The 20162-nt window shown below is 36.1% G+C and carries 16 protein-coding genes; 3 read left to right on the top strand and 13 right to left on the bottom strand.

Annotated elements, in window-relative coordinates:
• Window positions 1-2: 2 nt before the first annotated feature.
• The 6 genes from ACQKMV_RS20430 to hutU all read right to left on the bottom strand — a co-directional run bounded on the left by ACQKMV_RS20430 (window position 3) and on the right by hutU (window position 7978).
• On the bottom strand, window positions 3-1169 hold the full coding sequence (locus ACQKMV_RS20430; RefSeq protein WP_427506125.1) for a hypothetical protein: 1167 nt from the start codon (window positions 1167-1169) through the stop codon (window positions 3-5).
• A gap of 13 nt (window positions 1170-1182) precedes the next feature.
• Window positions 1183-2361, bottom strand: coding sequence for an amidohydrolase (locus ACQKMV_RS20435; RefSeq protein WP_427506126.1), 1179 nt, complete (start codon window positions 2359-2361; stop codon window positions 1183-1185).
• Window positions 2362-2363: 2 nt separating this feature from the next.
• Entirely contained in the window at window positions 2364-3542 is a 1179-nt protein-coding gene (locus ACQKMV_RS20440; RefSeq protein WP_427506127.1) for a M20/M25/M40 family metallo-hydrolase, read from the bottom strand.
• A 15-nt stretch (window positions 3543-3557) separates the two neighbouring features.
• Complete coding sequence (gene hutI, locus ACQKMV_RS20445) at window positions 3558-4823, bottom strand: imidazolonepropionase (protein WP_427506129.1); 1266 nt, start codon at window positions 4821-4823, stop codon at window positions 3558-3560.
• A 12-nt stretch (window positions 4824-4835) separates the two neighbouring features.
• Entirely contained in the window at window positions 4836-6188 is a 1353-nt protein-coding gene (locus ACQKMV_RS20450; RefSeq protein ID WP_427506130.1) for a YjiH family protein, read from the bottom strand.
• A 74-nt stretch (window positions 6189-6262) separates the two neighbouring features.
• Entirely contained in the window at window positions 6263-7978 is a 1716-nt protein-coding gene (gene hutU / locus ACQKMV_RS20455) for a urocanate hydratase (protein WP_427506132.1), read from the bottom strand.
• Between the two features lie 300 nt (window positions 7979-8278).
• On the opposite strand from hutU, the gene ACQKMV_RS20460 reads away from it, so the two are divergent.
• On the top strand, window positions 8279-9961 hold the full coding sequence (locus ACQKMV_RS20460) for a sigma-54 interaction domain-containing protein (protein ID WP_427506133.1): 1683 nt from the start codon (window positions 8279-8281) through the stop codon (window positions 9959-9961).
• 66 nt (window positions 9962-10027) lie between these two features.
• Here ACQKMV_RS20460 and chrA read toward each other — a convergent pair whose 3' ends face one another.
• The 3 genes from chrA to ACQKMV_RS20475 all read right to left on the bottom strand — a co-directional run bounded on the left by chrA (window position 10028) and on the right by ACQKMV_RS20475 (window position 13721).
• Complete coding sequence (gene chrA, locus ACQKMV_RS20465; protein WP_427506135.1) at window positions 10028-11188, bottom strand: chromate efflux transporter; 1161 nt, start codon at window positions 11186-11188, stop codon at window positions 10028-10030.
• Window positions 11189-11290: 102 nt separating this feature from the next.
• Window positions 11291-12136: a DUF5643 domain-containing protein gene (locus ACQKMV_RS20470; protein WP_427506136.1), complete on the bottom strand. Its 846-nt coding sequence runs from the start codon at window positions 12134-12136 to the stop codon at window positions 11291-11293.
• 394 nt (window positions 12137-12530) lie between these two features.
• Window positions 12531-13721, bottom strand: a complete 1191-nt coding sequence (locus tag ACQKMV_RS20475; protein WP_427506137.1) for a DHH family phosphoesterase — start codon at window positions 13719-13721, stop codon at window positions 12531-12533.
• Between the two features lie 559 nt (window positions 13722-14280).
• On the opposite strand from ACQKMV_RS20475, the gene ACQKMV_RS20480 reads away from it, so the two are divergent.
• Both ACQKMV_RS20480 and ACQKMV_RS20485 read left to right on the top strand, forming a co-directional pair.
• Window positions 14281-15930: a pyridoxal phosphate-dependent decarboxylase family protein gene (locus tag ACQKMV_RS20480; RefSeq protein WP_427506139.1), complete on the top strand. Its 1650-nt coding sequence runs from the start codon at window positions 14281-14283 to the stop codon at window positions 15928-15930.
• On the top strand, window positions 15899-17605 hold the full coding sequence (locus ACQKMV_RS20485) for a methyl-accepting chemotaxis protein (protein ID WP_427506141.1): 1707 nt from the start codon (window positions 15899-15901) through the stop codon (window positions 17603-17605). The genes ACQKMV_RS20480 and ACQKMV_RS20485 overlap by 32 nt, the downstream gene beginning before the upstream one ends.
• A gap of 96 nt (window positions 17606-17701) precedes the next feature.
• On the opposite strand, the gene ACQKMV_RS20490 is transcribed toward ACQKMV_RS20485, so the two are convergent.
• From ACQKMV_RS20490 to ACQKMV_RS20505, 4 genes are all read right to left on the bottom strand, one after another.
• On the bottom strand, window positions 17702-18643 hold the full coding sequence (locus ACQKMV_RS20490; RefSeq protein WP_427506142.1) for an SDR family NAD(P)-dependent oxidoreductase: 942 nt from the start codon (window positions 18641-18643) through the stop codon (window positions 17702-17704).
• A gap of 65 nt (window positions 18644-18708) precedes the next feature.
• Complete coding sequence (locus ACQKMV_RS20495; protein ID WP_427506143.1) at window positions 18709-19296, bottom strand: TetR/AcrR family transcriptional regulator; 588 nt, start codon at window positions 19294-19296, stop codon at window positions 18709-18711.
• A gap of 149 nt (window positions 19297-19445) precedes the next feature.
• Window positions 19446-19871 carry a GatB/YqeY domain-containing protein gene (locus ACQKMV_RS20500; RefSeq protein WP_427506144.1) on the bottom strand — a complete coding sequence of 142 codons (426 nt, stop codon included), beginning with the start codon at window positions 19869-19871 and terminating at the stop codon, window positions 19446-19448.
• A 39-nt stretch (window positions 19872-19910) separates the two neighbouring features.
• Window positions 19911-20162 (bottom strand): hypothetical protein (locus ACQKMV_RS20505; RefSeq protein ID WP_427506146.1); only part of this gene is annotated, 252 nt, incomplete at its 5' end.

Below are 20162 nucleotides of genomic sequence, written 5' to 3' on the forward strand. Positions count from 1 at the left end.
TGTTAAATTGTTTTAATTAAAATACTAGCAATAATAACGCTTCCCAATGTTACAGTCGTAAATCCTCCTACCAGCATCGGAGTTAAAATTTCATTGAAGATTTTTTTCTGTTCATCTTCCGTTTTTCCAATACTTCTACTTACTTCCTCGCATACAATGTAATCTCCCGGAAAACCAAATGTAGCTGTTAACGCTACTGGAATACCTAGAAAATAATCCAATTTAAATAATTTTGCTCCTATAAAACCACCAAACAGAATACCTAGTACCCCAAGAATAAGGATAGTTGCAACTGCAGGCAGCTGTTCGATAAACATATCAAATGTAATATCGTTCATCATTCCTATAACAATAAAAATGATCCCCGCCATTCCAACTGTGAAACTATTTGATTTCTCCATAACTCGCTCTGGGTAAAATTTCACTAAGCGACCAATAATACCTATTGCTAACGCCCATAAGCTATAAGGAATACCCGTCACTTTGGCTAAAGCAACCGCAATCGCACCTCCAATAAACAGCATAAACAATAACACTAAAGGCGTTCGATATTTTTTAGGAATGATTAAATTATCATCTTCCTCTTCAAAACTGGCATTATTGGATGCAACAAAAGAGCCACTATGAATTTTTTCACGAATTTTCACCGCATGTTTTCGTAACAAAAGATTCGCGACCGGAATGCCTATCAGTGATTGTAGCGCCATGATAAGAGCTGGGATTGTAAGTAAACTGACAAAACCTAGCTCTTTCAATCCTTCTGAAGTAATTAATACAGCAATAATTCCGCCATTTAAAGGCCCTATTCCAGCTACAGCCGTTTTATAGTCAAAAAGGAAAGTAACAATTGTTAAAATGGAAAGTGTAGCAAAAGACATGCCGATTATCGCAATAATGACAGCCTTCCATTGTGAGCGAATCATTTTTAACGGTATTAATGTTCCCATGTGAACTAAGATTGGTGCTGTCCCTAATACTGCTCCTACTGTTAAAAATGTCGAGTTGGCAAGTAAATCACTCGGAAAAATACCTAGCCATAACAAGACTAAGTAGCCCATCATTGCTACAAAAAGCATTGGTACTCTTGCATTACTAATAACGGAAATAATTTCTCCAAGTGCGACTAATCCTAGAACGATCATTGTTGCAATTACTGGTTCTTGAAGCATTTTTTCTCCCCCCTTAAGAGTTGAGTGTTAAAGCTGTATGAACTAACACTTTCAATCCAACTTCTAATGAGTCCTCATGGATTGAAAATTTAGGGTGATGATGCGGATAATTTAATGATTCATCCTCAAAGGCTGCACCGATCCCTATGAATACGCCAGGAACTTCCGTCAAAAACGCCGAAAAATCTTCTCCCCCCATAATTGGATCAATGTGTAAAATATATTCTGGACCTAGACTTTCTCTAATAATATTTTCAATTAATGAAGTCAATTGCTCATCGTTTACGACAGAAGAATAACCATAGTGATACTCAAATTTATAATCAGCGCCATGTACTGCAGTGAAATGTTTTACTTGAAATTCTATCTGTTTAGCAATCAATTCTCGGATATCCTGTGAAAAAGTCCTTACACTTCCACCTAACAACGAGCGATTAGGGATAATATTTTTAGCGCTCCCCGCACTAAACTCTGTTACAGCTATGACAGCACGTTCTTTCGCGTCAACCTTCTGTGGTACAATTTGATGTAATAGATTAGTAATTTGCGCCCCAATTAAAATAGGATTAATAGAATCCTGCGGTTGAGAAGAATGCCCACCCTTTCCGATAATTTCAAGATCGAACGTATCAGAATTTGCTGTAATAGGACCCGAACAAATACCTATTTTCCCTGTAGGAAGCATAGAGAATAAATGTAATCCTACGATTTGATCGACACCTTCTATAACCCCAGCTGCAACCATTTCTTTGGCTCCACCCGGAAATACCTCCTCTGCATGCTGAAAGATAAAGCGAATTTCTCCTTTTACGGCATGTTTCAAAGTAGATAAAATCTTTGCTGCCCCAAGCAACATAGCCGTATGCCCATCATGACCGCAAGCATGCATCACACCTGGTACTTTAGAAGCGAAAGGCAAGTTTGTTTCTTCCTGGATAGGTAAAGCATCCATGTCTGCTCTTAAAGCTAAGCACTTTCCTGGTAAATCTCCTTTTAAAATAGCTAAAACACTAGTTTTTGTTGGTCTAGTGACCTCTAAATTCCCAAAAGACATTAACTGGCTATAGACATAATCAGACGTAGAGTATTCCTTATACGACAATTCTGGATTTTCATGTAAATATCTTCTCCACTGTAGTACTTGCGGAACCATTTTCTCTAACTCTTTCGTAATGTTTAATGTAGTTAACATATCTATTCCTCCTCTATTTGAAATTTATGTTGCACATACCACTGTTCTATTAGTGCAGCTGTTAATCTACCTGTGTTCACTAAGTTTTCAATACTTATATTCTCCCTAAAAGAGTGAATATTCTGAAAACCATTCCCAAGCGTAATACAAGTTAATCCATTTTCATTTAGAACATTCGTATCTGCTCCACCTAATGTTTTTGTTAAATAGGAGGATACTTGAATGTTATCTGTTGCTTTTGTTACTGCTTGAACTAGTATATCTTCCTCAGAAACATTGAACCCCAGATATTTCTCGTCAATTTTTACTTCTACAGTTCCTTGATATTTCTTAGAGGCTACTTCCATCGTCTTCTGCATATGTTCCAATTGAGCATCTAATTTCTCTTTAGAAAAACTTCTTACCTCTCCTCCAAGTGTAACTGATCCTGGTATAATCGATGTCAGCTCTCCACCATGAATAATGCCTATATTTGCAAGCGTTTCACTATCAATCTCACCTAATTTCATATTTAATAGCCCTTCAGAAGCAATGAGAAAAGCATTGTTTCCGGCATCAGCATTTAAAGCAATATGTGCTGCATTCCCATTAACCGTGAACCAAATTCTACTACTATATGGACCTTGCAAAATAATTTGCCCTACATCGCCACTACTATCAAAAATATAGCCTTTTTTGCTTTTAATCTTTTGATAATCCATATATTTTGCACCAACTAAGCCTGCTTGTTCATTTACTGTTAATATCAGCTCTATCGGTCCATGTGCAATACCACTTTCAATGATGGCACGCATCGCCTCTATATAAGACGCAAGTGCTGCTCTATCATCAGCCCCTAAAATCGTAGTACCATCTGAGTAAATGACCCCATCTTTCATAATTGGCTTTAGATTCTCCGTCGGTAATACTGTATCCATATGTGTAGAAAAGAATAGAGGCGGTATAGTGTCATCAGTTCCTTTATGCCAGGCTATTAAATTACCTACTTCTCCATTAAAATTTTTATGTGCTTCATCAAACGTTAATTGAAAACCTAACTTCGGTAATTCATCCTTTAAAAATGCTGCAACTAGACTTTCCTTGCTACTCGGACCATTTATTTTTGCCATTTCTAAAAATAATTTAACTAATCTTTCCTCATTCACTTTTTCTGCTGCCTTTGACGCAAACTCAACCTTCATTCGTACCTCTCCCCTTTAAATGAATGTGTTCTCCTTTGCCCAAGTTCCTTCATTTATTACGACACGACCACGCTTAATAACCGTTTCCACAATATTCGTTCCCAGCTCATATGCTACATGCTTATAGTTCGGCACATCCCATATTTGAATATCAGCAATTTTGCCAATTTCTAACGTTCCACGATCTGTTAAATTCAATGCTCTAGCGGCTATTTTTGTTGAGGCTTTAATTGCTTCTTCGACCGTAAATTGATACAGTCGGCAAGCTAGATTAATGACAAAAGACATTGAGCTTGTATAGCAAGCTGGACACATATCAGTCGCTAGGGCTATTTGCATACCGCTATCAAGCATTTTACGAGCAGCAAAAGGACGTTTATGAGCAACAGCAAAATCTAATGCTGGCATCAATACACCGATAACACCCGCTTCGGCTAATTGTGTTATTAATGATTCTGGTGTGTAATTCAGATGATCAATAGATACTATTTTCATTCGCGCTGCTAAATCTGAACCGCCAATATAAGAATAGGCATCAGCATGGATTTTGGGTAATAATCCGTACGCTAATCCAGCTTGTAAAATACGCTCGGATTCTTGCTCAGTGAAATAGCCTTCATCACACCAAACATCACAGAATTCCGCTAAATTGTTTTGTGCTACCTGCGGAATCATGACGTCAACAATTTCATTGACATATTGTTCCTTCGTTAAATGATCCGGAATACCATGTGCCCCTAAAAAAGTATTAACAACATCAAGAGGCGTATTATCTTGTAATTGACGCCCTATACGTAAAATCTTTATTTCACTTTCAGGGGTTAGTCCATAACCACTCTTACTCTCAACTGTAGTTGTGCCATGTTTAAGCATGGTCATAATACGTTTTTTTGATAGCTCAAAAAGCACCTCCTCCGGAGCATCCCGTGTAAGCTCGATCGTACGATTTGGCCCTATTGTCATTGCAATCTTTTTCAGATTTCCCTCAACGTTGCCAGATAATTTAGCAGCATACTCCTCGACCCTACTACCATAAAAAACTAAGTGTGTATGAGCATCGACAAAGCCCGGAGCAACAACCTTACCTTCTGCATCAATACTATTTGTATCATCCATCACATAGCGTTGCCTCAGTTCCTTATCCGAACAAATATCAATAATTCGTTCACCCTCAATAACGATTGCTGTATCAGTCAAAACTTGAAAATCCTGCATCTCATCACCTGTACAAGGCAAAATTTGTGCTGCATTTTTAATAATATAGTTCGGTTTTTTTAGCACATAATCACTCCTTCACAATAATAAATAGGCGATTGGTGTAACGATAATTAAGGTTAAGACGCTACGCACAAACCATATTCCAATCATTTTTCCTAAAGAAATTGGAATTTCCGTTGATAAAATACAAGGAATAAGTGCAGAGAAAAAGAGAATAGAAGAAATCGATAAAGTACCGACAATAAAACGTGTTTCGATAGCGCTCTCAACAACTACAAGGGAAGGTAAAAACATATCGATTAAATTGACAACTGCTGCCTTTGCAACAATTAACGGCTCAGCCATTTGTAATAGATACGTTAAAGGTACAAACAAATAAGCTGCATAATCAAAAATAGGTGTATGATTGACAAGCCATAAACCAATAAGTCCAATCGACATAATCGTAGGCAAAATCCCCATGGCCATTACTAAGCCATCTTTAACATTCTCTTTTATACTTTGCCACAGATTCGGAGCTTTCTCCGCGGTCTGCATCGCTTCCTTCCATGCATGCTGTAAACGATTTTCTTTTACGATTTTCTCCTTATCGCCATCCATATTGTTGTAGTATTCATTACTAATATTGCGAATTGGCCAAAGACGCACACTAATCGCTGTTACTAAAAACGTCACTAAGAAAGTAATCCAAAAATAAAGATTCCAAATATTCATCAGGTCTAAAGTTTTTGCCACAACAATCATAAAAGTAACAGAAACAGTGGAGAACCCTGTAGCAATAATAACGGCTTCTTTTGTTGTATACTTCCCTTCCTTATAGATACGGTTTGTAATTAATAATCCTATTGAATAGCTACCAACAAAGGATGCTACAGCGTCAATGGCAGATCTACCAGGTGTTTTCCAAATTGGTCGCATAATAGGCTGCACTAATATCCCAACAAACTCTAGTAAGCCATAACCAACGAGCATCGCTAAAAATATGGCGCCTATCGGAACCAGAACGCCAATTGGAGTAAGGAGCGAATTATACCAATATGGTCCCATATCATCAGCCAATAACCAGCTTGGTCCAATTTTAAAAACAACTAGAACAGATGCAATAGCACCAATTATTTTCAATGCTGAAATAACCATCTCAACTGTGGATTTATTCCAAGTTTTTTTATAAATAGGATAAATAGCTCCAGCAATGACGATTATCAAAATGTAATAGACAATCAATGATGAAAACTGTGTACGGATAAACGTCACTAAATGGTCAAGCGGTATTGTCTTTTTTCCATTTAACGTAATAGTGATAAAGAACATAAAAATGCCAAATAAGCTAAAGCCAAAAAATTTGTAGACTGCCGATTTCGGATAAATATGAGGTGCTTTTTCTAAAACATTGTCAAAATCCAAATGCGTCGTATCAGCTTTTTTCATGACATTCCTCCTTCTTTATAGGAAAAGAGGCCAGATACTGTTTTTACTCATTGCCCTGGCCTCTATTAAACTGCTTACACTTGTTCTTTGACTAAATCTTTTGGGCCAAAGGTTGCTGTTGGCTCCCACCATAATGGGATTTTAATGCTTTCATCTGTTAATTTACCTTTACCATTCGCTACATCTTTAGCACTCTCATAGCCTGCTTGTGCATGACGCACAACACCAATACCAGAGTCCACCGTCATTGCCACTTCCAAGCGCATATCAGATTCCTCTGTTCCATCTGCAATCATCGTTACACCTGTATGAACTGCCTCACCCATTGAATAATTGGCCTGTAGTGCAATTAAGTCGCACATTCCAACAGCATTGAGTAGGCCGTTTAATACAGGCCAATCAGAAATTAAATCCCCACCATCCTTCATATTTTCAGATTCAAATGTTGGATTAACGATTGAACCAGAGTCTAAGTTATCGCGAGAGAATGCTACAGGTCCACTTAGCTCTCCCCGACGAATCATATCGTTGACTTCTAATGCAAACTTTTTACGTTGTCCGAAGCCCATATAGCAAATACGTGCAGGTAACGCCTCAATTGGAATATTCTCTTTCGCAAGCTTAATCCAACGTGTCACTAGTAAATCATCACTAAATTTTTCTAAAATCATATCGTCAATTTTACGTAAATCCTCTGGATCCCCTGACATACAAATCCAACGGAACGGTCCACGCCCTTCGCAGAATAATGGACGTATATATTCTGCTACAAATCCTGGTAAACGCTTCGCCTCTTTTTCGTCAAATCCAGCGTCAATACATTCTTTACGAATACTTGTACCATATTCAAATGAATGCACACCTTTATCGAGGAAGGCTATTAATGCTTTTAGCTCACGAATCATTGTTTGACGCGCTTTTTCTAAATATTCAAGACGATCTCGTTCACGAAGCTCCTCAGCTTCTTTAACTGTAAATCCTGCAGGTAGATAGGCAATCGGATCATGTGCAGGTGTCATAGATGTCGCGATGTCTGGTAAAAATCCAATTTCTAAGGCTTTCTCAAATACATCAGCTGCATTTCCAACTACAGCAATACCAAGCGCTTCACCTGCCGCCGCTTTTTCCTTAGCAAGCCCTATTGCCTCTTCTAAAGAATCTACCACTACATCGATAAAGCCCTTTTCAATTCGTCGATTAATAATTTCTATATTGGAGTCACATAAAATTGCAACACCACCATGCATCGTCATCGCACGTGTTTGGTTGCCACCCATCCCTCCGGCACCAGCAGTTAATAGAATTTTTCCGACAAGTGAATCATTGTAATGTAATCTAGCTATTGCAGATAATGTTTCAAATGTTCCTTGAATAACCCCTTGCGTGCCGATATATTCCCAAGGTGCGGCTGTATAATTGGCATACATCGTTAAATTTTTCTCTTGTAAATCGTAAAATGTTGGCCAATCTGCCTTCATAATATTTGTTGTTGCCATGACAACAGTAGGTGCATATTTATGTGTTTTAAAGACAGCTACTGGCATACCTGACTGCACTACTAGCGTTTCATCATCTTCTAAACTTTTTAAGGAATCTACAATTGCATGATATGACTCCCAGTTACGAGCTGCTTTACCAATGCCACCGTAAATCACTAGCTCTTCAGGCTTTTCAGCATTTTCCATATTATTTTCTAACATTCGTAAAATTACTTCTTGGCGCCATCCTTTGCATCTCAATGTGTTTCCTCTTTGAGCTTTTACTGAATATAAGATTTCTGGTTTTGTCATTGACAATTCCTCCTTTTTTACATCTACACTTTAATAAAGCAAATAGCGTGCCAACTTTTAAAAATTCTTTAAATATAGTTAGAGAAAGTGATGAGAGTATCGGTTCCGACTAGGTTTATAAAATATCAATCTTTTTTGGTAATAAGCCCGAAAATATGAAAACTACTAATTGTTTATGCAGATAAAATTTGCACCACGCTATATTTTCTGTATATTGTTTCTTTTCTGAAAACACGTATGATACGATGTTTAATAAAGCAGAAATTTTTTGCATGCAAAATAATGAGGGAGGGTTTTTGTGTGAACGAGGAATTAAGACGCTTTGCAACAATATTGGGAGCTAATATCATTGCATTAAATAGTTCTTTTCAAGTGAAGTGGTGGCATCTTAACGAAAGTATCTCGTTAGATTTAAAAATTAATATGCCTATCGATTTAATCGCTGACATTGATGTCATGTTATTTCATCATCCACAACAGCTACAAACTCAGGAGCAGTATTTATCTTTTATCATTGAACCATTCTTTTTTACGGAGCAATATTATTTTGTTTTAGTAGAAAATTTAGTAGATTTTCAGCACTCATTACAAAATAAAGTGTATGTATTAGAGGAAATTATAGAGCATTTAGATGAAGGAATTATTGTCAGTAATGAGTATGGGGATATCGTCTACTACAATGAGGCACTTGCTAAAATGGAGGAGCATAACAAAGAAGATATGATTGGAAAGAAGCTTTGGGGTGCTTACAATTATCAAGATCGTCGCTTATCAGAGCATAATCATATTTTAAAAACAGCTAAGCCAATCTATACGAAATATCGAGCTCATGCCTATTCAGAAAATGAGCCAAAATTTGTTGGCTATAGCTCTTTCCCTATTCAAAAGGATAATAAAACAATTGGTGTATTTTCAATTACACATACCGAAACAAGCCTTCGGAATCAATTGCGTCAAACGATGGATTCGAAACGTGATTCCATGGAAATATCAGAAGTTGTAAAAAGAAACAATGGCACCATTTATACTTTTCAAGATATAAAAGGGGACAGTCAAGAGCTCCTACAAACTATTGCCGAAGCTAAAAATATAGCGAATTATAATACCGATACACTTATTATTGGTGAAACAGGTACAGGTAAAGAATTATTTGCTCAGAGCATGCATAATTTAAGCCCTCGAGTGGCAAAACCCTTTGTAGCTATAAACTGTGCTGCTATCCCGTCTACACTATTAGAAAGTACATTATTTGGCTCTGTAAAAGGTGCATTCACTGGAGCTACAAATCAAGAAGGGCTTTTTGAATATGCGAAAGATGGCACACTTTTTCTCGATGAAATCAACTCTTTACCAATGGAACTTCAACCTAAATTAATGCGTGTTTTACAAGAACGTGCGGTTAGACGAGTAGGGAGTAATACACTCATACCAATCGAATGTACAGTTATTAGTGCCTCCAACGAAGATCCTGAGCTACTAACAGCTGGTGGCAGAATGCGACTTGATTTATTTTACCGTATCGCCCATTCGAGTGTATACATTCCTCCTTTACGTGAGAGACCAAATGATATACTTTTCTTTATCCAACATTTTTTACATAAAAATGTTCTTAAGTACATGAAAGCAGATATGACAATAAAACCCGAGCTCTATCAGTTACTATTAGATTATGATTGGCCTGGTAATGTTCGTGAATTAGAACATTTGATTGAAAGCCTTGTGATTCAAGCAAGCTCAGAAAGTTGGATTACAGAAGATATGCTACCACGCTATTTAAAAAATAAACTATCAACAAAAGCCGTCCCATCTAATAAACGTCCACTAAGAGCACTTATGCATACAAATGAGGAGCAATACATCCGTAAAGTTTTAAAGCTATGTGAAGGAAACATTTCAGCCGCTGCTAAACAATTAAATATTTCTCGCCAATCTCTGCAGTATCATATGAAAAAACTAGCCATTCAAAAAGAAGAGTTTATCTAAGTATTCAATTCATTTCACAAAAAAATCAAAACCACAGCAATAATGGTTTTGATTTTTTATGTGTCCTTAATAACATACAATCCCTACGCAAATGCCAACTAACACAAGCAAATAAGGTTGAATTTTCCAACGCATTAAGCACCATAAAAAAACAGCTGCAATTACTACGTCTAAACCATTTTGAATTGTCTGTGTAACAATCGGATGAATAAAAGCTGCAGCTAATATTCCTACAACTGCTGCATTTGCACCAGCCATTGCCCCTCTTAATCCGGCGAAACGATTAAGAGCTAGCCAAAAAGGCATTGCCCCTACTATTAGCAAAAATGCGGGTAAAAAAATGGCTATCGTAGCTATAATGGCCCCAGGTACTCCAGCAATGACCATACCTATATAGGAGGCGAACGTAAATAATGGACCAGGGACTGCCTGCGTCATTCCGTATCCTGCTAAAAAATCTGAAGAGCTCATTAATCCACTTTGGACAAACTGTGTCTCTAGTAAAGGCAATACGACATGACCTCCACCAAACACTAATGCACCTGATAGATAAAACTTTTCAATGATCGTAAACCATTCATTTTGAATACGTGGGCTAACAATTGGTAAACCAACAAGAAGTATTACAAACAGCGCTAAAAAACATATACCAGTCGTTTTTGAAATAGGTACAACCGTTTCTTTTGGGTCATCTCTTTGATTACTGTTCTTCAAAAAATAATAGCCTATAAAAGAAGCAACGATAATAGCAGTCACCTGAGCAAGTGGATGGACCCATAAAAGAACTACTACAAGAGCCAATAAAGCGATTATACAATGGCGAATACTAATGATTAATTTTTTGGACATATCAAAAATAGCTTGCGCAACAATCGCAACAGCCACCAATTTTAAGCCATGAATCCAGCCCATCTCTATCCCCGTATGTGCAGAAAAATAGGCAAATGCCATAAGCAGCAAAACTGACGGTAATGTAAAACCAAGAAATGACACAATACTGCCGAACAAACCGCCTCTTAATAAGCCAATGCCCATTCCTACCTGACTCGATGCAGGCCCGGGTAAAAATTGACTGAGCGCAACAAGCTGACTATAGTCATTATCAGATAACCATTTACGCTTTTGAACATATTCATTTTGAAAATACCCTAAATGTGCCGTTGGACCTCCAAAGGATGTGCAACCTAATTTAAGAGAAACTAAAAAAATCTCCCATAACCTTCGCAATATCTTCAACTACCTTCCATTCCATATATATTGATACTAAATGGGGTAATCATCCTTTTGGTTTAAGATATTGTAAAGTTTTTATACAATAATCAGGTTTCGTTATTTATCTCCAATTTTAACAGCCGAACCAAGCTCACTTCCATTAGCAGCAATCGGAATCAGCTCATAGCTCTTCCCCGTTAAATATAAAGCATCGAGGCGAACTCCCCACTTCGTATAATCTTCATTTAAAGGATACGCTAAGTTAAAGGGCCAAGATTCCCCTGTTGCTGATTGGATTTTAAAATTTAATGTTTCATTTAATAAGCTATTATCAGAATAAAAGTAAATCGTTGTTGATATTGGTGTAGAAACAACCTTTTCTATTGTTATTTCCTGACCATCTAACAGCTTTACTTTTTTCTCAACAGGGAAGACCTTTCTATCTTCTTGTAATTGCTTTTGTGAAGCTTCCACTTGAAATTCCCACGGCTCGTCAATCTTTTTTTCCACATTCCAGTCGTCATAACGAATATCTAAATTTAATGTTTTATCCTCTGGTAGTTCACTTAATTTCACACTACTATAGATTGTATAGGTTTTATCGGATTGTTGGATTGACTGTCCTCCGTTTCTAACCGTGAACTCTTTTCCATTCACAAAAACCTGAGGAAAGAAAAAAATTTGATAGTCAAAATTTAAGTCCTTTTCTGGCTTAAAGGTAGCATTCAATAATATTTGGTTATCGTCAATAATTATTTCATTTAACGTTAAACGTCCTAGACTATTTTCAGTAGTTTTACCGACAACTGTTTTGTAGGCTTCAAAATTCAAATCCTTATTAAACAAAAAATAAAAAACAAATACACAAGTAACTACCAACAAAAGCAATACTACAACAAACCATATTTTGCGTCCTCGATGTTCCTTAAGCTGAGCCTCGACTAGAAGCATATCACTGGACATCATGTACACCTCATTTTAAGAAATTATGTCTACACAAAATGCTTTTTATTTATTGTAGTTTTCAGTTGTACATTATATTACCTCTAACGATGTCTAGGTTTGGCTAATTTCATTATGTATCTAAAGGAATAATGTATATTCCTTTAATGTTGTTAAAAAACTTGAAGAACAAAATGATCAAGGGAATATTTGTGATTGCACTGTAAATGAGAGTAATATATGTTTCAAAGGTCTCTCTTTTCAGTGTGCAAACTTCAATCCACTTTCTTCGCTTATGTTGTTGTTGCTGTCGCTTCGCTTTCGCACAGACAAAACCATGTTGTTGCTCTCGCTTCGCTTTCGACGCCCAGTCGGAACGGAAATCATCCCCACGTTTTGCCGCAGAGCTATACCATTACTCTTGATGACGAACCTTTTTGGCCTCTTCCATTAAATAATCTACAAATAACTCATCTTTCACTAACCATGCTTGATAATTTCTTTTTAAAAACCATTCCGCTTCATAAAAACTTGTGAAGATTTGATCTAAAGGAAGTTTATTTTTTTCAATTATCCAATCAAAATCACTTATTGAATATAGAAGAAAAATTTCTTCCTTTAGGTTTTTATACAATGTCCCAAAGGAAGAAAATCTTAAATTATAGCGATTTCGTTTCGCATCCTCTGGTATTGGTTCTATATGAAATGTTTGAGCCACATACTGCTCATAAGCTTCATCTGTTAAAGAGCAACCTGCTGCTTTTTGATGCCCTCCCCCTCCGAATTCTGCTGCAATTGCTGAAACATCTATGTGATCATGAATCGTACGAAAGGAAATTTTTTTGCCACTCATATTTAATATAGCTATATAATCAAGGTGTACATTTTCTTTTCCCAATTCATTACCAAGCTCAGAATGATAAGATTCTGCATAAACAACACCTGTAAAGTATTCTCCTATCGCTGTTTGCACTAGCTCCCTTTTTTTCCGACGGATGTACCGTTCTATTTTCTCTTCTTCCATATTCAAAATTTTCTTTTCAAATTCATCAAAATCAAAATGTTCGCTTGTCTTTAAACGTTGTAGCATTTTTTCTTCAAATTCCTCGATTGATACTAAAAAAAAGAGAGTATTTAACCGGCGTGCTTGCTGATTATCATTCTTTTCCCATTCCCATGTATCGTACTGTCTCACTAACTCTACAAATTCTGAGATGGAAATCGTTTGTTCTAAAAATCCATGGGCAACAAGATACTGATAAAACAAAGAAGTTGCTGATGTTAAATATCCATTTTCATCTTCTACTATTACTTTACCCCATTCATAATCGTTCAAATGATAAGCTGTTTTATGATGATCAACCAGTTGAACATTACCAGTCGCGGTATAATACTCATTTAATCTCTTTTCATTTTCCTCGTTTGGAGATAAATCGGTAATAAACAAAAATGTATCTTGTAGGGTATTGTCTAAAAAATACTCAATTTCACGATCCAACGATGAAATTGAATTGTACCTTACCTTCACTTGGTCTTGAAATGCAAGCTTGGCTAATATCCCGCAACCTACTCCATCTAAATCATTATGCGATAGCAATTTAAACATTTTTTCACCTCCAGTTTAGTATGGTTTAATATCGAAAAAATTATCGGTATTGTTAAGAGTATTTATGTTTTGAAAGGCAAATATCTATCAGAGATGTTCCGCAGAGTTGCCAAGACCATTAACAACGATATCAGTAATCAAAAAATTTGCATTTTTGCAGATTCTTTTTTTGACTAAAAGTAGAATAATATTTATATATTCTCCTTTAATAGTCATAAAGTAACAGAATATTCATCGTTTTAAAACTATTATTTTCATAGTAATTTTTTATAAAAGATTTACCACCTTATAACACTTCCCCGTCATTAAATTTGCAATAATTCATAAAAAAAGCCATGAAAACACTTTAAATTCAACATTTATGAAAATAATCTATTACCAAATTTTCTCGATATATTTCCCCAATAACAAGTTAGAGTATTTAGAAATGTCGAAAATTAATTTCCTAAGAAAATATAAAATCATTTTTTGTTATTTTATGTTATTATAATTTTAGCAAAACGACCTATTTTTATGAAATAGAAAATAGAGTAAAAACGAACTACAAAGGACGATGAATATGAAAAAAATCCAACAATTATTCCAAAGCGAAGATGGAAATATCGAACACAGAGAGAATTTTTTATCCCTTTTGGAGAAAATTGTTTCATCTTTAGATGAGTTAAAAAACCCAAAAACAACAACTCTTGGACCAATGAAAGAGCGCTCTGACAATTTCTATAAAGAGTTAATGCAAGAAAATCAAGTACCAACTTCAGGTGTCGGACTTGATCAGGTTGTAAATGATCTAACACAATTGATGCAAGGACATCCTTACCATACACGCAACTTTGTAACAAATGTTTTACCAATGGCTAGCATTCCAGGCATATTAGGACAATTTACGAATGCTCTACTTAACGGTAACAATCTATGGGATGTATACGGACCTGCTGCCGCAGAATGTGAGGTAAAGGTAGTAGCAATGATGTCGAAGTTAGTTGGCTACGACTATACACAAAGCTTTGGTTACACAACTTGGGGTGGACAAGGGGCTGTTTTCAGTGGACTTCGTCTTGCGATCGCTAAACAATTCCCAAACGCAAAAGAAGATGGCGTACCAAATAATTTATATTGCTTCGCTTCAGAAAATGCTCATTACAGCTTATTAAAATCAATTGAAGCAGTCGGCATCGGTAGCAAGCATTTAATTCGTATTAAAGCTGGAAAAGACCATTCAATGGATATCGAAGACTTACGTATGCGTATGGCTGAGGTTATCGAAAATGGTGGTATTCCAGTGTATGTAGTTGCTACAACAGGCGCAACAGATCAATTTGCCATTGATGATGTACAAGCAATCAAAAAAGTTACAACTGACCTTGAACAAAAACATTCCTTAAAACCTATTCATATTCACGCTGATTCAGCTTTAGGTGGTTTTTACGCATTCTTCAACGATTATGATTTTAAGGCAAATCCACTTCAATTAGAGGCTAATGTTTTACAAGCACTAGAACAAATTAAAGAACGTATGCAATACCTACCTATTGCAGATAGCCTTTGCTTCGACTTCCAAAAGCTTGGTCAAACACCGTATTTAACAAGCTTATTCTTAATAAAAGAAGGAAAACATCTACAATTATTAGATATTGAAGACTTCGACACACCTTATGTTGGCAATCGAGGCTATGGTTCTTATCATACAGGCTATACATTAGAGTGCTCTCGTATGGGTAGCTCAATTGCTATTTATGCTGCATTACAGGCGTTTGGTAAAGAAGGCTACCAACAAATATTAGCTAATTATGTGCGTGTAAACTTAGCATTCCGTGCGCAGTTAGCAGAAAAAACTCCAATGTTACAAGTAGTCAATGAGTCTAATATTGGACCAGTCACAGCTTTTCGTTTGTATCCTGAAGGCTTTAATTGGAAATCTGAACAGGCAGGTAGCTATTCACAAGATCAGATTGAATATATTAATGGCCTTAACGCTTCTTTATTTGAAATTATAGGAGAAGGTCGCGACGAAGTATTTTTCGGTGATACGACACGTGTTTGCACTGTCAACACTAGCGATACAAAACAACAAATTCCAGTCGCTGCTGCAAAATTCTTTTCAATCTCTCCTTATACAGAGACAGAACATATTAGTGATATGATTCATTTCTTACAACTAAAGTTGAAAGTATTGGAGGATGCTAAAGTTGAGTATAGTCAAAAAGTTTAAAAGCTCTTTACTCTATAAGTATATTGCAAGTTTTACTATTCCAATTGCTATTATTTCATTATTATTTAGCATCACATTATTTCTTGCGTGTAATCAAATTATCGATAATTTTGTAATTAAACAATTTGAGTCATCCTTAGATGTTATATCTAAAACAATTTTTGATAAAATAGATGAAAATGACGTCAAAGCTGCAGATGACGGCGATAAGGATAAATATGAAGAAATATTAAAGGGATTAAATGAAACACTTAAAGAGTATGATATTCAAAATGCCTACATTCTTTCACGTGCAAATGGGAAAGATCATATTGTGGCATTGAGCAATAAAGATGATTATCAAAAGGACTATGTTTTTAGTGAGGACATGAATGAAGCATTAAAGACTGGAACCATCCAATCTAGTGAAATTTATGATGATGAATACGGAACCCATAAATCGATTTTTATACCATTTAAAGATTCTGAAATTCTTTTTGGGTTAGATATGGACGCTTCTTTCATTTCCAAACTTCAAACACAGATTATTTTGAATGCTATCATTATGACCGTGATTTTTGTGATATTCGGTATTATTGTGGCTTATTTCATTAGTAAAGGCATTATAAAACCAATTAAAAATATGACTAGTTATGTTAGTAAGGTGGCAACAGGAAACTTAGCTGTTGAACCACTTCATATAAAGGGTTCTAATGAAATCGCACAGCTTTCTGAAGGCATTGAAAATATGACAGAAGACTTACGCTCACTTATTCAGCAAATTGCTGAAAATGCTGAGCAAGTAGCTGCTATGTCTGAAGAATTGACGGCAGGCTCTGAGCAAACAAGTGCATCTATTCAACAAATTACATCTTCAATGCAAGAAGTAGCTGCAGGATCAGAAAAACAGACTTCCTCTATTGAAGAAGTAGAAAATCATATTACGACAATCTCTACAAAGATGTCAGAAGTTGTATCGAGCGTGAATGATGTTACTTCTAAAGCATTTAGTGCATCCTCTATTTCAGAAAAAGGCAATACGACGATTCAAAGTGCTACAGAAAAGATGGTTGTCACATCTAATGCTATTCAAGAGTCTTCAAAGGTTGTGGAACGTTTAAGCACATACTCAAATGAGATTGGCGACATTGTAACCTTAATTAATGAGATTACCGATCAAACAAATCTACTCGCTTTAAATGCATCTATTGAAGCTGCACGTGCTGGTGAGCATGGTAAAGGCTTTGCAGTTGTAGCTGAAGAAGTACGTAAACTTGCTGACCAATCATTAGCAGCGACGAACAGTATCCGAACACGTATTGAGACGATTAAGGAAGAGTCTACACAAGCTGTGAAATCGATGGCAATTAGTAGTAGTAATCTTGCAGAAAGCTCAACTGCCTTTAATGCTTCAGGTCAAGCATTTGAAGAAATATATTCGCATATTACTGAATTGACTCAAGAAATGGATTCTGTCAATAACATCATTTCAAATATTAATGATGGGGTTAACAGCATTGCAACTTCTGTAGAGGAAGTTGGTGTTGTAGCCGTTCAATCATCAGGAAACATTCAAAATGTGGCTGCCGCTTCCGAGGAGCAATCTGCTAGTATTGAAGAGATTACTGCCTCTTCAAATAATTTAGCTGAGATGGCACAGCAACTTCGTAATATTATACAAAAGTTTCAACTATAAGAAAAACTAATAATAAAAATCCGCTTTGCTTTCTGTATATAGGTTTCTACCAACAGAAGTTTATGCGGATTTTTTTATTGGCTCTTAAATGCACACCTATTTTAGTGTACTCTTGTTCATCCATGCAATCGTTTCTTCTAGCCCTACTCTATATGAAGTACGTGGTAAAGCGTCTATTTTTTTTTCATATTTTTCCCCGCTTAAAATGACCGGTTCTTCTGTTAAATAGAACATTTCAACCACTTCCTGCATAGAAGGTGTAAATATTCCAATTAAACGTATCATCCCTTTAGTAACTGTACGAATACCTTTTTTGTAGCCTGTAATTTCACGTAAGATTTTCACTAGTTCAACCCCAGCAATTGGATGAACAGCCGGCACGTTCCAATTCTGATTATATGTGTCATCTCGTAAAGCAAGTTCTACCATAGCCTTTGCACCATCAACTGTATAAAGGAATTCCCTTTTCATCTGCATATTTCCTACAAAATTAGCTTTTTTACCTAGTACAACATTTTTTAGTGTTTCATAGAGTATTGTATTCTTTGCATTTGGTCCGTACAAGTCAGGGAAGTGTACAATTAACGAGGGTACATCACTGTCTTTTAGTTTATTTTCCATCGTTAAACGAATTTTACCTTTTTTCGTCTGTGGTTCCTTCCTAGCTTCCTCTACTACAGGATTTGTCGATTGTCTTCCATATGCATAAATATTATCTACAAGTGCAATCTTCGCTCCTTGCCTTTCGGCTATGTTAATCACCATATCTAAGCATCGCATGTGTAGCTTTTCCCAATCTTGATATGGGAAACTAATAGCATGAAAAATAATATCCACACCATTTGAAGCTCTCATCATTTCCTGTTCATTAAATGCATCTCCCGAAATGATTTCGACATTTTTATGATGCTGAAAAAGTGCAACTAACTTTTCTTTATTTCTAGCAAATGCCTTCACCTGTATATTTCGACTTACTAGTTCATTTACTAGAGCATAACCCATACCACCAGAGGCCCCAATAACTAATACTGTTTGCAAAAATTATTCCCCCTTCACTAATTAACCACTGGTCAAATAACTTTTAAAAGAAAGCTCTAGATTTATTAACTAGAGCTACTCTCAATATTTAAAGCCTTGATAAGAAATTTAGCATGTACATCCACTGCTTCTTTTGCTTCCTCATAATTTTTTACATAATGACGATAATGTGCCACAAATCCATGAAGAGCAATAAATGTAGAATGTATATCTGAAATCAACAGTTCAGTCTTTAATAAGGACTGTACAGATTGTGCAAATTTCTCATAACTAAGATTCGCTGCCTCTTGCGAAAGCCCATCAATTTCGTTATTCCTCATTATAAACATTAATTCATACTGGCTTTGATTATTTAAACCAAACGCCATATAGCCTACAAAAACTTTTAGCAGTTTAGTATTATGATCTTCAGGACCGTTCATATTTTCATCTAAAGTATTATTTAGTTCAGAAAAATAATCACCTAATATAGCATAGAATATTTCTGCTTTATTTTTAAAATGATAGTAAATAGCCCCATGACTACAACCAAGCTCTTTAGCAATACTACGCATTGATACTTGGTGAAAATCCTTCGTGATAAATTGCTTATGTGCTTCATTTATTATCATTTCTTTCGTCAAATCTTTTGTTGACGGCTTACGTGGCGACATATTACCCTCCTCATTGACCGGTGGTTAATAAACAGTATAAAGGTGTTTTCATTTTTTGGCAATAAAAACCTAGCGTGAAACAAAAAAGTGTGTGAACTCAAAAAAACAATCTCCTACTACTGAAGTAAGAGATTTGTTCCTAACGACAATCAAATTAGACCCTTCACAACTTTTGAAATAACAGAGCCTTCAGCCTGACCAGTTAACAAAGGTTTTGCAATTTTCATCGCTTCCCCCATGTTCATTCCTTTCACGACGCCAGCTGTCACAAGTTTTTCTTCAATTTCTTCTTCGGTTAATTGCTTCGGTAAAAATGATTTTAATAGTACTAATTTCGCTTCCTCTTTTTCAATTAAGTCAGCTCGCCCTGCATTTTGAGCACCCTCTAAAGCCTGATTTGTTTGCTTCACTTCACGATTTATAATAGCCATTTCCTCTTCAGACGATAAAGCCTCTCCCTTTTCTTTTTCAGCTAAATCTAGGGCAGATTTCAGAAGCGATAATACGCCTTTTGCTAATACATCCTTTTCTCTCATTGCCTGTTTTAATTGTTCAAATACTTCTGTTTTTAACAATGTTTTCACTCCTTCGTGACATTTATTATACCATCAATTTCACCTTAGCATAATTGTAGCTGTCGCACAGACAAAACCATGTTGTTGCTGTCGCTTCGCTTTCGCACAGACAAAACCATGTTGTTGCTGTCGCTTCGCTTTCGCACAGACAAAACCGTGTTGTTGCTGTCGCTTCGCTTTCGCACAGACAAAACCATGTTGTTGCTGTCGCTTCGCTTTCGCACAGACAAAACCATGTTGTTGCTGTCGCTTCGCTTTCGCACAGACAAAACCATGTTGTTGCTGTCGCTT

Origin of the sequence: Lysinibacillus sp. NPDC094403 (genome assembly GCF_050278745.1) — a bacterium.
GTDB lineage: Bacteria > Bacillota > Bacilli > Bacillales_A > Planococcaceae > Lysinibacillus.

Coding starts and splice junctions, on each gene's coding strand:
- ACQKMV_RS20430 (WP_427506125.1), bottom strand. CDS start 1,169: ATGCTTCAAGAACCAGTAATTGCAACAATGATCGTTCTAGGATTAGTC.
- ACQKMV_RS20435 (WP_427506126.1), bottom strand. CDS start 2,361: ATGTTAACTACATTAAACATTACGAAAGAGTTAGAGAAAATGGTTCCG.
- ACQKMV_RS20440 (WP_427506127.1), bottom strand. CDS start 3,542: ATGAAGGTTGAGTTTGCGTCAAAGGCAGCAGAAAAAGTGAATGAGGAA.
- ACQKMV_RS20450 (WP_427506130.1), bottom strand. CDS start 6,188: ATGAAAAAAGCTGATACGACGCATTTGGATTTTGACAATGTTTTAGAA.
- hutU (WP_427506132.1), bottom strand. CDS start 7,978: ATGACAAAACCAGAAATCTTATATTCAGTAAAAGCTCAAAGAGGAAAC.
- ACQKMV_RS20470 (WP_427506136.1), bottom strand. CDS start 12,136: ATGTCCAGTGATATGCTTCTAGTCGAGGCTCAGCTTAAGGAACATCGA.
- ACQKMV_RS20475 (WP_427506137.1), bottom strand. CDS start 13,721: ATGTTTAAATTGCTATCGCATAATGATTTAGATGGAGTAGGTTGCGGG.
- ACQKMV_RS20480 (WP_427506139.1), top strand. CDS start 14,281: ATGAAAAAAATCCAACAATTATTCCAAAGCGAAGATGGAAATATCGAA.
- ACQKMV_RS20485 (WP_427506141.1), top strand. CDS start 15,899: ATGCTAAAGTTGAGTATAGTCAAAAAGTTTAAAAGCTCTTTACTCTAT.
- ACQKMV_RS20495 (WP_427506143.1), bottom strand. CDS start 19,296: ATGTCGCCACGTAAGCCGTCAACAAAAGATTTGACGAAAGAAATGATA.